This window comes from Streptomyces sp. NPDC037083, from assembly GCF_055606485.1.
In genome coordinates this window covers 96,024-107,649 of the sequence record NZ_JBVJSQ010000017.1, presented here as the reverse complement: position 1 = coordinate 107,649, position 11,626 = coordinate 96,024, and the positions used below count along the sequence as shown (strand labels likewise).

14 protein-coding genes are annotated in these 11,626 nt (G+C 70.4%); 8 read left to right on the top strand and 6 right to left on the bottom strand.

Annotated features, from left to right (window positions below):
• The first annotated feature begins 76 nt into the window (after positions 1–76).
• Entirely contained in the window at positions 77–430 is a 354-nt protein-coding gene (locus tag ACZ7DE_RS35770; protein WP_470768572.1) for a hypothetical protein, read from the top strand.
• Between the two features lie 40 nt (positions 431–470).
• On the opposite strand, the gene ACZ7DE_RS35765 is transcribed toward ACZ7DE_RS35770, so the two are convergent.
• From ACZ7DE_RS35765 to clpS, 4 genes are all read right to left on the bottom strand, one after another.
• The gene (locus tag ACZ7DE_RS35765; RefSeq protein ID WP_470768571.1) at positions 471–893 is read right to left on the bottom strand and encodes a M67 family metallopeptidase; all 423 of its coding nucleotides are present in this window, start codon (positions 891–893) and stop codon (positions 471–473) included.
• A 144-nt stretch (positions 894–1,037) separates the two neighbouring features.
• Positions 1,038–2,471 carry an amino acid permease gene (locus tag ACZ7DE_RS35760; RefSeq protein ID WP_470768570.1) on the bottom strand — a complete coding sequence of 478 codons (1,434 nt, stop codon included), beginning with the start codon at positions 2,469–2,471 and terminating at the stop codon, positions 1,038–1,040.
• Between the two features lie 323 nt (positions 2,472–2,794).
• On the bottom strand, positions 2,795–3,403 hold the full coding sequence (locus tag ACZ7DE_RS35755; RefSeq protein ID WP_470768569.1) for a DUF2017 domain-containing protein: 609 nt from the start codon (positions 3,401–3,403) through the stop codon (positions 2,795–2,797).
• A gap of 10 nt (positions 3,404–3,413) precedes the next feature.
• Entirely contained in the window at positions 3,414–3,731 is a 318-nt protein-coding gene (gene clpS / locus ACZ7DE_RS35750; RefSeq protein WP_470768568.1) for an ATP-dependent Clp protease adapter ClpS, read from the bottom strand.
• A gap of 57 nt (positions 3,732–3,788) precedes the next feature.
• On the opposite strand from clpS, the gene ACZ7DE_RS35745 reads away from it, so the two are divergent.
• From ACZ7DE_RS35745 to ACZ7DE_RS35720, 6 genes are all read left to right on the top strand, one after another.
• The gene (locus tag ACZ7DE_RS35745) at positions 3,789–5,186 is read left to right on the top strand and encodes a nicotinate phosphoribosyltransferase (RefSeq protein WP_470768567.1); all 1,398 of its coding nucleotides are present in this window, start codon (positions 3,789–3,791) and stop codon (positions 5,184–5,186) included.
• 126 nt (positions 5,187–5,312) lie between these two features.
• Positions 5,313–5,897 (top strand): nicotinamidase, encoded by a 585-nt coding sequence (locus tag ACZ7DE_RS35740; RefSeq protein WP_470768566.1) that lies wholly within the window; start codon positions 5,313–5,315, stop codon positions 5,895–5,897.
• 59 nt (positions 5,898–5,956) lie between these two features.
• Entirely contained in the window at positions 5,957–6,988 is a 1,032-nt protein-coding gene (locus ACZ7DE_RS35735; protein ID WP_470768565.1) for a LacI family DNA-binding transcriptional regulator, read from the top strand.
• 198 nt (positions 6,989–7,186) lie between these two features.
• Positions 7,187–7,282: a putative leader peptide gene (locus ACZ7DE_RS35730; protein ID WP_470768564.1), complete on the top strand. Its 96-nt coding sequence runs from the start codon at positions 7,187–7,189 to the stop codon at positions 7,280–7,282.
• A 124-nt stretch (positions 7,283–7,406) separates the two neighbouring features.
• Complete coding sequence (locus ACZ7DE_RS35725) at positions 7,407–7,685, top strand: MoaD/ThiS family protein (RefSeq protein WP_079661963.1); 279 nt, start codon at positions 7,407–7,409, stop codon at positions 7,683–7,685.
• 16 nt (positions 7,686–7,701) lie between these two features.
• On the top strand, positions 7,702–8,652 hold the full coding sequence (locus ACZ7DE_RS35720) for a PLP-dependent cysteine synthase family protein (protein ID WP_470768563.1): 951 nt from the start codon (positions 7,702–7,704) through the stop codon (positions 8,650–8,652).
• A 16-nt stretch (positions 8,653–8,668) separates the two neighbouring features.
• Here ACZ7DE_RS35720 and ACZ7DE_RS35715 read toward each other — a convergent pair whose 3' ends face one another.
• Positions 8,669–9,151 carry a type II toxin-antitoxin system PemK/MazF family toxin gene (locus ACZ7DE_RS35715; protein WP_470768562.1) on the bottom strand — a complete coding sequence of 161 codons (483 nt, stop codon included), beginning with the start codon at positions 9,149–9,151 and terminating at the stop codon, positions 8,669–8,671.
• Positions 9,152–9,411: 260 nt separating this feature from the next.
• Here ACZ7DE_RS35715 and ACZ7DE_RS35710 point away from each other — a divergent pair, with 260 nt between their 5' ends.
• Complete coding sequence (locus tag ACZ7DE_RS35710) at positions 9,412–10,164, top strand: MBL fold metallo-hydrolase (protein ID WP_470768561.1); 753 nt, start codon at positions 9,412–9,414, stop codon at positions 10,162–10,164.
• 73 nt (positions 10,165–10,237) lie between these two features.
• Here the strand turns inward: ACZ7DE_RS35710 and ACZ7DE_RS35705 are convergent, their stop codons facing one another.
• Entirely contained in the window at positions 10,238–11,491 is a 1,254-nt protein-coding gene (locus tag ACZ7DE_RS35705; RefSeq protein WP_470768560.1) for a PTS transporter subunit EIIC, read from the bottom strand.
• Between the last annotated feature and the right edge of the window lie 135 nt (positions 11,492–11,626).

The window sequence follows — 11,626 nt, the reverse complement described above, 5'->3', positions numbered from 1 at the left end:
CTTCCCTTATTGACACATGGACCGACGCCGGCGCGGACGCCGGCCTCGACACCGACGCGCACGGGGGTGTGACCGCATGGCCGCAGGAGGCTTCTGCAAGCTGCCCAACGGCATGGTGGTGGTGGCGCTGAACCTGCCCAGCCCCGCCGCCCGAGAGGGCCTGCCAGGCCCCGCCACGGACGTCCGCGTGCTCGTCCACGCCCACAACCGGGCGCGCGCCCTGACCAGGCTGCGCAACCTGGGCCTGCGCGCCGTCTACCTGCGCGGCAACGCGGCCCCGCCCACTCCGGACGAGATCACGGCGGTCCTGCACCACCCGGACGGCCTGATATGGCGGACCACACCTGACAACGGTGTCGCGGCGGGCGTCGTGGTGGTCCCGGAGCTGTGGCGGCCCATCAGGGCACTGCTGCGGGGGGCGGTGGCGTAGCGGGGGCCCGGCCGCGGGCGCGGCGTGGCCCCGGCCGGGCTCAGTACGCCTCGACCACCTTCACGTCCTCCTCCGTGACCACGCCGTCCACGATGCGGAACGAGCGGAACTGGAACTCGCCCAGGCCGTCGGTGTCCGCCGTGGAGACCAGGACGTAGTGCGCGCCGGGCTCGTTGGCGTAGGAGATGTCCGTGCGGGAGGGATAGGCCTCCGTCGCCGTGTGGGAGTGGTAGACGACCACCGGCTCCTCGTCCCGGTCGTCCATCTCGCGGTACAGCTTGAGCAGGTCGCCCGAGTCGAACTCGTAGAACGTGGGCGACATGGCCGCGTTCAGCATCGGGATGAAGCGCTCGGGGCGGTCCGTGCCCTCCGGGCCCGCGACCACGCCGCAGGCCTCGTCGGGGTGGTCCTGGCGCGCGTGGGCGACGATCCGGTCGTGCAGGTCCTGGGTGATGGTCAGCATGGTCGCCAGGATAAGCAAAGGGGCCGTCCCGTACCGAGGAGTGGTACGGGACGGCCCACATCGCGGACGTCCTGAGCGGCGGCCGAAGGGGGCGCCACGAGAGCTCCCTGCGACCGGACGTCCCGGGGGTGGTCGACCGGTCGGTCAGCCGACCTTCTCGAGCTCCGGCTCGCGCCGTGCCGTGATGTTCGGGTTGCGGCTCTTCAGCACCATCCAGCCGACGCCGAGGGCGGCGGCCCAGCCCGCCATCACGTACAGGCAGACGCGCGAGTCGGCGTCGTACGCGATCAGGCCGGTGACGAAGAGCAGGAACACGATGGCCACCCAGCTGAACGCCGAGCCGCCCGGGGCCGGGAAGCTGGACGCGGGCAGGCGGCCCGCGACGACCGCGCGGCGGTAGAGGACGTGGCTGATCAGGATCATCAGCCAGGTCCAGATGCCGGCCGCGGTGGCCACCGAGGTGACGTAGCCGAAGGCCTTCTCCGGGACGACGTAGTTCAGGACCACGCCGATGCCCATGAACAGGACCGACACCGTGATGCCCAGGGCGGGCGTCTTGGTCGACGACAGCTTCCTGAAGGCCGCCGGGGCCTCGCCGCTGTCGGCCAGGTTGCGCAGCATGCGGCCGGTGGAGTACATGCCCGAGTTGCAGGAGGACAGGGCCGCGGTCAGCACGACGAAGTTGACGATGCCCGCGCCGGCCGGGATGCCGATCACCGCGAAGGCCTTGACGAAGGGGCTGACGCCCTCCGCGAACTCGGTCCACTTGACCACGCAGAGGATGACGGTGAGCGCGCCGACGTAGAACAGCGCGATCCGCCACGGCAGCGTGTTGATGGCCTTCGGGAGGGTCTTCTCCGGGTTCTCCGACTCGCCGGCCGTGACGCCGACCAGCTCGACGGCCAGGTAGGCGAACATGACGCCCTGCAGGGTCATCAGGGACGAGCCGACGCCCTTGGGGAAGAAGCCGTCGAAGGCCCACAGGTTGGAGACCGCGGCCGTGTCGCCGGCGCTGCTGAAGCCGAAGGTGAGCACGCCCAGACCGATGACGATCATGCCGATGAGCGCGGTGACCTTCACCATGGAGAACCAGAACTCCAGCTCGCCGAAGAGCTTCACGGAGATCAGGTTGACCCCGAAGAGGATCACCAGGAAGACCAGTGCCGTCACCCACTGGGGGACGGCCGGGAACCAGTAGTTGACGTAGATCGCGGCGGCCGTCAGCTCGGCCATGCCGGTGACGACCCACATCAGCCAGTACGTCCAGCCGGTGAAGTAGCCGAAGAACGGGCCGAGGAACTCGCGGGAGTACTCCGCGAAGGAGCCCGAGACCGGACGGTAGAGCAGCAGTTCGCCGAGCGCTCGCATGATGAAGAAGACGATCGCGCCCGCGAGGGCGTACATCAGGATGAGACTGGGGCCGGCCTTGGCGATGTTCGCCCCGGCGCCCAGGAAGAGGCCGACGCCGATGGCGCCGCCGATCGCGATCATCTGGACCTGGCGGCTGCCGAGTCCGCGCTCGTACCCCTCTTCGGGAGTGTCAGTGACAGCGGTGTCAGTGACCTTCTCGGAGGTCATGTGTGGTGCGCCTTTCTCCATGCCGAACCGGGCCTCTCGTCGGCCGCGGATCGGGTTTCGATCCCCCCGGATTGATGGAGCGATGCCTGGCCGGCGATCAACCGGCTCGGTGGCGCACCCGGCGGAACATACGGGTGGTGTTTCGCCGGGCGGTCGTGAAGATTTATCACGCCCGCAATATTGATCACCCGGCCGCCGTGTGGCGCACGACACAAGAAGAAGCGGATGAACGCGACACAAAGAGGACACTCCCGGCCGTCGCGGTAACGCGATCGTTATCCGGATTTGAGCGTCCTCTGAGCGAACGAAAAAAGGCTGACGAACTACGGCATAAGGGTGGTGACAAGGGTTTCCTGGAGCCCGCCCAGCCACAGATACGCCATCACCATCGGCTTGCGCGGGTCGTCGTCCGGCAGCCGGTACAGGAGGTCGGTGTCGTCCTCGTCGGTGATCTCCAGCCGGGAGCCGATCGCGAGGCGCAGGTCGTTGAGCGCGCGCAGCCACTGCTGCGACTCCGGCGGCGTCAGCTTCAGCACCGCCCCGCCCTCGCCGGCCGCCTCCGAGGCGAGCGCGTCCAGCGAGCGGACCACCGTGAGGGCGTTCTCGCGCTTGCCGGCCCGCAGGTCGTTCTCCGTGTAGCGGCGGAACTCCGCGGAGTGCGCCTTCTGCTCGTCCGCGCCCTTGGGGCCCGGGGCGCCCTCCGGATCGGTGTAGGCGTCCGGGAAGAGCCTTCTGAGGACCGGGTCGGCGGGCGGCTCGCTGGGCCCGTCGGCGAAGAGCTCGGCGAGCGGGTCGTCGGGGGCGTCCTCGGCGGGGCCGGGGCCGATCAGCTCCAGGAGCTGCACGGCCAGCGACCGGATGATGGAGATCTCGACGTCGTCGAGTGCGACGGCCGCGCCGCCGCCGGGGAGCGGTTCGAAGTGTCCAGGCATTGGGGGAAGGCTACTTCCGGTCCTGCTGGAGGGTGGCCCACAGGCCGTACCCGTGCATGGCCTGCACGTCGCGTTCCATCTCCTCGCGGGAGCCGCTGGAGACGACCGCCCGCCCCTTGTGATGGACGTCGAGCATGAGCTTGGTGGCCTTGTCCTTGGAGTAGCCGAAGTACGTCTGGAAGACGTACGTCACGTAGCTCATGAGGTTGACCGGGTCGTTGTGGACGATCGTCACCCAGGGGACGTCCGGCTCGGGGACGGCGAAGGTCTCCTCCGCCGACTCGGTGCGTTCGATCTCAAGGGGAGCGGGTGACGTCACAAGGCCCATGCTGCCACGCCGCACTGAAATCGTCACACCGACGAAAAGGGGGTAGCATCTGTCGTCATGAACACAGCGGACCTTGGGCTGCCGATAGACGAAGAGCGCGAAGCGCTTCCTCGGAAGGATGGTGGTGCGCGTCGGGTGGGCGTTCCCTCCACGGCGCTCTTCACGGACCAGTACGAGCTGACGATGCTGCAGGCCGCGTTGAAGGCGGGCACCGCCGAACGGCGCAGCGTGTTCGAGGTCTTCACCCGCCGGCTGCCGGACGGCCGGCGCTACGGCGTCGTCGCGGGCACCGGGCGCGTCCTGGACGCGGTGGAGAACTTCCGCTTCGACGCGGACGTCCTCGGCTTCCTGCGCGAGCGGAACATCGTCGACGAGCAGACCCTGGACTGGCTCGCCCGATACCGCTTCTCGGGTGACGTCCGGGGCTACCCGGAGGGCGAGGTCTACTTCCCGGGCTCCCCGATCCTGCGGGTCGAGGGCTCCTTCGCCGAGTGCGTCCTGCTGGAGACCGTGATCCTCTCCATCCTCAACCACGACTCCGCCATCGCCGCCGCCGCCTCCCGCATGTCCTCCGCCGCGGGAGAGCGCCCCCTGATCGAGATGGGCGCCCGCCGCACCCACGAACTCGCCGCGGTCGCCGCCTCCCGCGCCGCCTACGTCGGCGGCTTCACCACCACCTCCGACCTGGCCGCCGGCTTCCGCTACGGCATCCCCACCGTGGGCACCAGCGCCCACGCCTTCACCCTGCTCCACGACAGCGAACGGGACGCCTTCCGGGCCCAGGTCGACTCCCTCGGCCGGGGCACCACCCTCCTCGTGGACACCTACGACGTCACCGAGGCCGTCCGCCTGGCCGTCGAGGTGGCCGGCCCCGAGCTCGGCGCCGTCCGCATCGACTCCGGCGACCTGCTCCTCGTCGCCCACCGGGTACGCCAGCAGCTCGACGAGCTCGGCGCGACGGACACCCGCATCATCGTCACCTCCGACCTCGACGAGTACGCCATCGCCTCCCTGGCCGCGGCCCCCGTGGACGCCTACGGCGTCGGCACCCAGCTGGTCACCGGCTCCGGGCACCCGACGGCCTCCATGGTCTACAAACTCGTCGCCCGCGCCGAGTCCGACGACCCGCAGGCGCCGCTGGTGTCGGTCGCGAAGAAGTCGTCCGGCGGCAAGACCTCCATCGGCGGCCGCAAGTGGGCGGCACGCCGGCCGGACGCGCACGGCGTCGCGGAGGCCGAGGTCGTCGGCACCGGCGCCGTCCCCGCCGAACTGGCCGACCGCCTCCTGCTCGTCGATCTGGTCAAGGGCGGCGAGGTCGTCGCCCGCGAACCCCTGGACGTCGTCCGCGACCGCCACATCGCCGCCCGCGCCGGCCTGCCCCTGTCCGCGACCCAGCTCTCGCGCGGCGAACCCGTCATTCCCACGGAGTATGTACACACCGGGTCGGGTAACTAGGGCGTGTGCCCGGCGACCGCCGGGCGCCGCCCCCTCCCGCACGACCGGCAAAGTCTCTAGGCTCAATTACTTCACCCTCCCCCGGGCTCGGCGGAGCCGGGGGACCCCCATCGAAGGACACCGACCATGCGCCGCGCCTTGATCGTCGTAGACGTGCAGAACGACTTCTGCGAAGGGGGCAGTCTCGCCGTGACCGGCGGCGCCGACGTGGCCGCCGCGATCACCGAGCTGATCGGTCAGGCCCCCGCCGGATACCGGCACGTCGTCGCCACGCGCGACCACCACATCGCGCCCGGCGGCCACTTCGCCGACAACCCCGACTACGTCCACTCCTGGCCCGCGCACTGCGTCGCCGGCACGGAGGGCGTCGGCTTCCACCCCAACTTCGCCCCGGCCGTCGCCTCCGGCGCCGTCGACGCCGTCTTCAGCAAGGGCGACTACGCCGCCGCCTACAGCGGCTTCGAGGGCGCCGACGAGAACGGCGTCAGCCTGGGCGACTGGCTGCGGGGCCGGCAGATCGACGAGGTCGACGTCGTGGGCATCGCCACCGACCACTGCGTCAGGGCCACCGCCCTGGACGCCGTCCGGGAAGGCTTCCGCACCCAGGTCCTGCTGGACCTGACCGCGGGCGTCGCCGAGGAGACCACCGGCCGGGCCCTGGAGGAAATGCGCGCGGCAGGCGTGGAGCTGACGGGAAAACCCGTCGTCTGAGCCACCCCCGCGCCGGTTACCGTTTCCGCAAGGTGCACGCACAACTCGCCCCCACGGAGATGGTGTTGACGCAACGCTCGCACGTACGGCGCCCCACGCTCGACGACGTCGCCCGGCAGTCGGGAGTCTCGAAGTCGACCGTCTCACGGGTGATCAACGGGGAGGACAAGGTGCGGGCGGAGGTCGCCGACCGGGTCCGCCGCGTCGTCTCCGACCTGGGATACGTCCCCAACCAGGCCGCCCGCGGACTGGTCACCCACCGCACCGACGCCGTCGCCGTGGTCGCCGCCCAGCCCGAGGACCGGCTCTTCCTCGACCCCTTCTTCGACCTCCTCCTGCGCGGCATCCGCCGCGAACTCGGCCGCCACGGAGCGCAGGCCGTCCTGCTGTTCCTGGACGAGCCCGACGACTACGCCCGCGTCGCCGACTACCTCGGCGGCGGCCACGTCGACGGCGCGATCCTGTTCTCCCTGCGCCCCGGCGACCGGCTGCACGAGATGATCGGCCGCCTCGGCCTGCCCGCCGTCTTCGGCGGCCGACCGCTGCTGCCGGCCGGCGACACCGTCCCGCGCCACGCCTACGTCGACGGCGACAACCGCGGCGGAGCCCGGCAGGCCGTGCGGCACCTGGTCTCGCTCGGACGCAGCCGGATCGCGACCGTCACCGGACCCTTCGACCAGGAGAACTCCGCCGCCGACCGCCTCGCCGGCTACCGGGACGTACTGCCCGACGCCCCCGCGGCCCTCGTCGAACGGGCCGACTACACCCGGCAGGGCGGCGCCGACGCCATGGCCGCACTGCTCGACCGCCGCCCCGACCTGGACGCCGTCTTCGTCGCCTCCGACCTCATGGCCTCCGGCGCGCTGCAGGTCCTGCGCGAGCGCGGCCGACGGGTGCCGCAGGACGTCGCCGTCGTCGGCTTCGACGACCTCGTCTCCATCGCCGGGTCGACCGACCCGCCCCTGACCACCGTCCACCAGGACGTCACCGGGATGGGCCGGCTGATGGCCCGCCTGCTCATGGAGGGCGCCGCCGCGGAACCGCCCACGGCGATCGTCCCGACCCGCCTGGTGCACCGCGCGTCGGCCTAGGCGCTCTCGTTCCGATCAGGCCGGGGTCGCGGGCCCTGGCACCTGATCCGGCCTGATCCGAACGAAAGACCCCTGGGGCCCGTCGTCCCGCAGGACCGGAAGGCGACATCCCGGTGACATCTCACTCCCCGGCCGGATCACGTCCATCATGTGGGATCACATCCCGGAGGCCGGACCGGGAATCGATACGATGAGCCCATGGTTCTGAACGACGTGAGCATGAAGACGCCGGGCGCACTGCTCGTGGCGCGGCTGCACGTCGACCTGTGCAGGCTCGCCAGCGCCATCTGTTGACGCCCGCATAGCTCCGCCGCCCCACGGCTGCGAGCCCGGCGCGCCCCGCGGGCGGAGCCGAGCGCGGGGGAGCCCCACACGACGTATCCGCGCTGCCCACACCTTCCGACAGGAGCCCACAGCCATGGCCATCGAGGTCCGCATCCCGACCATCCTCCGCCAGTACACCGACGGTCAGAAGGCGGTGGAGGGCAGCGGTGACACCCTCGCCGACCTGTTCACCGACCTCGAGACCCGGCACGCGGGCATCCACGCCCGCATCGTGGACGACGGCAAGCTGCGCCGCTTCGTCAACGTGTACCTGAACGACGAGGACGTCCGTTTCGTCGACGGCATCGACACCAAGCTGACCGACGGCGACACCGTGACGATCCTGCCGGCCGTGGCCGGCGGCATGGCCTGATCGGCCACCGGTCCCCATGCGCTACGACTCCCCGCTGGCCGCGGTGGGCAACACCCCCCTGGTGCGCCTGCCGCGGCTCTCGCCGTCCCCCGACGTCCGCATCTGGGCGAAGCTGGAGGACCGCAACCCCACCGGCTCGGTCAAGGACCGGCCCGCCCTGCACATGGTCGAGCAGGCGGAGAAGGACGGCCGCCTCACCCCCGGCTGCACCATCCTGGAGCCGACGAGCGGCAACACCGGCATCTCCCTCGCCATGGCGGCCAAGCTCAAGGGCTACCGCATCGTCTGCGTGATGCCGGAGAACACCTCGCAGGAACGCCGGGACCTGCTCGCCATGTGGGGCGCCGAGATCATCTCCTCCCCGGCCGCGGGCGGCTCCAACACCGCCGTGCGCGTCGCCAAGGAACTCGCCGCCGAGCACCCCGACTGGGTGATGCTCTACCAGTACGGCAACCCCGACAACGCGGGCGCCCACTACGCCACCACCGGCCCCGAGATCCTCGCCGACCTGCCCTCGGTCACCCACTTCGTCGCAGGCCTCGGCACCACGGGAACGCTGATGGGCGTCGGCCGCTACCTCCGCGAGAACAAGCCGGACGTGAAGATCGTCGCCGCCGAGCCGCGCTACGACGACCTGGTCTACGGCCTGCGCAACCTCGACGAGGGATTCGTGCCCGAGCTGTACGACGCCTCCGTCCTGACCACCCGCTTCTCGGTCGGCTCGGCGGACGCCGTGACCCGCACCAGGGAACTCCTCCAGCAGGAGGGCATCTTCGCGGGCGTCTCCACGGGCGCGGCCCTGCACGCCGCGATCGGCGTCGGCAGGAAGGCCCTGAAGGCGGGGGAGAGCGCCGACATCGTCTTCGTCGTGGCCGACGGCGGCTGGAAGTACCTGTCGACGGGCGTCTACACCGCAGCCACGACCGAGGAAGCGATCGAGACCCTGCAGGGCCAGCTCTGGGCCTGAGGCCACGGCCTCCGGATCACCTGGAAAGGTGCCGGACCTGGTCCCACAGGGCCGGGTCCACCACACCCACCCGGCGCCGGAAGTCCCGCACCGGGACCTGGCGCAGCTCGTCCGTCTCCAGGAAGCTCGGCCGTCCCCGCGCGTCCCCGACGGACCCCGGCGGCAGCGGGATCACCCCGGGCCGCTCGTCGCGGTACCTGCTGGTGATCTTCGCGACGGTCACCCGGTTGCCGCGCACCGTCAGCACCAGACACGGCCGGTCCTTGGCCCCCGGTCCGTCCTCGAACGGCACGTCCGCCCACCAGATCTCCGCGGGCCGGGGCCGCCCCGGCCGGGCGTCGCCCCGGGCCGGCCGGCCCGTCGAGCGTCCCGTTGGCCGCCCCGGCGGCCGGGCCCCGCGCTTCGGCGGCCGAGGACCCCGCCCCCAGCCGTCCACGAGCGTGGCCACCAGCGCCAGCAGTACGAGCGCCGCGAGCGCGAGCCACCAGGACGTGTCCATGCGACGACGTTACCGGCGCACGATCCCCCACGCGCGCCCTTCTCGCACCTCACACGCCTCTGGTCCAGCCGAACCGGTGACACCACAGGTGAGTTCGCCCACAACAGCCCCTGGTGGAGGAGCGACCCAAGGTTTTGCGCCTTACGCTCGACGGACCGCACGACCCCTGTCGCCCCATTTGACGATCATTCGTTCCACGGTCCGCCCCACGGATCCCTTCCGGTAATTCTCGGTTACCCGCCAGCGGAGGTTTCTGCTTTATGAAGCTCACCGTCGTCGGCTGCTCGGGGTCGTTCCCGTCCGCGGAATCGGCCTGCTCGAGCTACCTCGTCGAGGCCGACGGCTTCCGGCTGCTTCTCGACATGGGCAACGGCGCCCTGGGCGAGCTGCAGCGCCACTGCGGTCTCTACGACCTCGACGCGATCTTCCTGAGCCATCTGCACGCCGACCACTGCATCGACATGTGCGCGTACTTCGTCGCACGCTACTACCGGCACGACGGCGGGCGCTGCGACCCGCTCCCGGTCTACGGCCCGGAGGGCACGGAGCACCGCCTCACCACCGCCTACGCCGACACCCCGTCGGCCTCCTCGATGAGCGAGGTCTTCGACTTCCACACGGTCAAGCCGTCCACCTTCGAGGTCGGCCCCTTCACCGTGCACACCGAACGCGTCGCCCACCCGGTCGAGGCCTACGGCATCCGCGTCGAACACGGCGGCCGGTCGCTGGCCTACTCCGGGGACACCGGCGTGAGCCCCGCGCTGGAGGAACTCGCCCGCGACAGCGACCTGTTCCTGTGCGAGGCCGCCTTCACCCACGGCAAGGAGAACATCCCCGACCTGCACCTCAACGGCCGCGAAGCCGGCGAGGCGGCGAGCCGGGCGGGTGCGCGCAAGCTCGTGCTGACCCACATCCCGCCGTGGACGGACCCCCAGACCAACCTGGCCGACGCTCGCGAGGTGTTCGACGGCCCGGTGGAACTGGCCGTGCCGCGCGCGACGTACGAGATCTAGATCCAGGTCCTGCCATGCGCAAGGCCCCCGGAGCGGTTCAGGGCTCCGGGGGCCTTGCGCATGCACGCGACGCCTACGCCTTGGTGAGGTCCTCCAGCTCCTCCTCGGGCTCACGGCCCGGGGTGGGGAGGTTCCACTTGGTGATCGCGAAGCGGAAGACCGCGTAGTAGATCGCCGCGAAGACCAGTCCGATCGGGATGATCATCCACGGCTTGGTGGCGAGGTTCCAGTTGAGGAAGTAGTCGATCGCACCGGCCGAGAAACTGAACCCGTGGTGGACGCCCAGGGCCCAGGTGACCGCCATGGACAGAGCCGTCAGGACCGCGTGGATGACGTACAGCACCGGCGCGATGAACATGAACGCGAACTCGATCGGCTCGGTGATGCCGGTGACGAACGAGGTCAGCGCGAGCGACAGCATCATCCCGCCGACGGCCTTGCGGCGCTCGGGACGGGCGGTGTGCGTGATGGCGAGGGCGGCGGCCGGAAGGGCGAACATCATGATCGGGAAGAAGCCCGTCATGAACTGACCGGCGGTCGGGTCACCGTGGAAGAAGCGCGGCAGGTCACCGTGCCACACGGCGCCGGACGGGTCCTTGAAGGAGCCGATCTCCTGCCAGGCCACCGTGTTGACGAACTGGTGCATGCCCACCGGGAGCAGCGCGCGGTTGACGGCTCCGAAGATGCCCGCGCCGACCGAGCCGAGCCCGGTCATCCACTCGCCGAAGTTGGTGATGACGTCACCGATGGGCTCCCACACCAGGCCGAAGAAGACGCCGACACCCGTGCCGATGAAGGCCATCAGGATCGGGACCAGCCGACGGCCGTTGAAGAAGCCCAGCCAGTCCGGCAGCTTGGTGCGGTGGAAGCGCTGCCAGGTGACGGCGGCTATCAGACCCATGATGATGCCGCCGAAGACCTTGGGGTCGTTGTACGTGGCGGCCACGTCCGCGCCCTTGGTGATCTGCGCGTCGGTGATCGGGAACGCGGTCAGCACGTTCTTGTACACGAGGAAGCCCACGAGCGCGGCGAGGGCGGTCGAGCCGTCGGCCTTCTTGGCGAAGCCGATGGCGATGCCGACGCAGAACAGCAGCGGCAGGTTGGCGAAGACGGCGTCCCCGGCGGTCGCGAAGACCTTGGCGACCTTGTCCCAGCCGAGACCGTCCTTGCCGAACACGTCGTCCTGGCCGAGACGGAGCAGGATGCCCGCCGCCGGCAGCACGGCGATAGGCAGCTGCAGGCTGCGGCCGACCTTCTGCAGGCCCTGGAACAGGCCGGATCCCCACTTCTTCGAGGGGGCCGCCGTGGGCGCGGTGGCGGTGCTCATAGACTTCCTCCATCGGTGATGGTCTACACCACTCAGTGGTGTAGACCATGTTGTAGCACGGTGAAGGCGATATAAGGAACCCGTCAAACCTGCAACCGGAGCGCTACGCGCCGTACCGGATCACGAACGTCCGCC

Coding starts and splice junctions, on each gene's coding strand:
- ACZ7DE_RS35770 (WP_470768572.1), top strand. CDS start 77: ATGGCCGCAGGAGGCTTCTGCAAGCTGCCCAACGGCATGGTGGTGGTG.
- ACZ7DE_RS35715 (WP_470768562.1), bottom strand. CDS start 9,151: ATGGACACGTCCTGGTGGCTCGCGCTCGCGGCGCTCGTACTGCTGGCG.
- ACZ7DE_RS35725 (WP_079661963.1), top strand. CDS start 7,407: ATGGCCATCGAGGTCCGCATCCCGACCATCCTCCGCCAGTACACCGAC.
- ACZ7DE_RS35730 (WP_470768564.1), top strand. CDS start 7,187: ATGGTTCTGAACGACGTGAGCATGAAGACGCCGGGCGCACTGCTCGTG.
- ACZ7DE_RS35705 (WP_470768560.1), bottom strand. CDS start 11,491: ATGAGCACCGCCACCGCGCCCACGGCGGCCCCCTCGAAGAAGTGGGGA.
- ACZ7DE_RS35740 (WP_470768566.1), top strand. CDS start 5,313: ATGCGCCGCGCCTTGATCGTCGTAGACGTGCAGAACGACTTCTGCGAA.
- ACZ7DE_RS35765 (WP_470768571.1), bottom strand. CDS start 893: ATGCTGACCATCACCCAGGACCTGCACGACCGGATCGTCGCCCACGCG.
- ACZ7DE_RS35745 (WP_470768567.1), top strand. CDS start 3,789: ATGAACACAGCGGACCTTGGGCTGCCGATAGACGAAGAGCGCGAAGCG.
- ACZ7DE_RS35735 (WP_470768565.1), top strand. CDS start 5,957: ATGGTGTTGACGCAACGCTCGCACGTACGGCGCCCCACGCTCGACGAC.
- ACZ7DE_RS35710 (WP_470768561.1), top strand. CDS start 9,412: ATGAAGCTCACCGTCGTCGGCTGCTCGGGGTCGTTCCCGTCCGCGGAA.
- ACZ7DE_RS35720 (WP_470768563.1), top strand. CDS start 7,702: ATGCGCTACGACTCCCCGCTGGCCGCGGTGGGCAACACCCCCCTGGTG.
- ACZ7DE_RS35755 (WP_470768569.1), bottom strand. CDS start 3,403: ATGCCTGGACACTTCGAACCGCTCCCCGGCGGCGGCGCGGCCGTCGCA.
- clpS (WP_470768568.1), bottom strand. CDS start 3,731: ATGGGCCTTGTGACGTCACCCGCTCCCCTTGAGATCGAACGCACCGAG.
- ACZ7DE_RS35760 (WP_470768570.1), bottom strand. CDS start 2,471: ATGACCTCCGAGAAGGTCACTGACACCGCTGTCACTGACACTCCCGAA.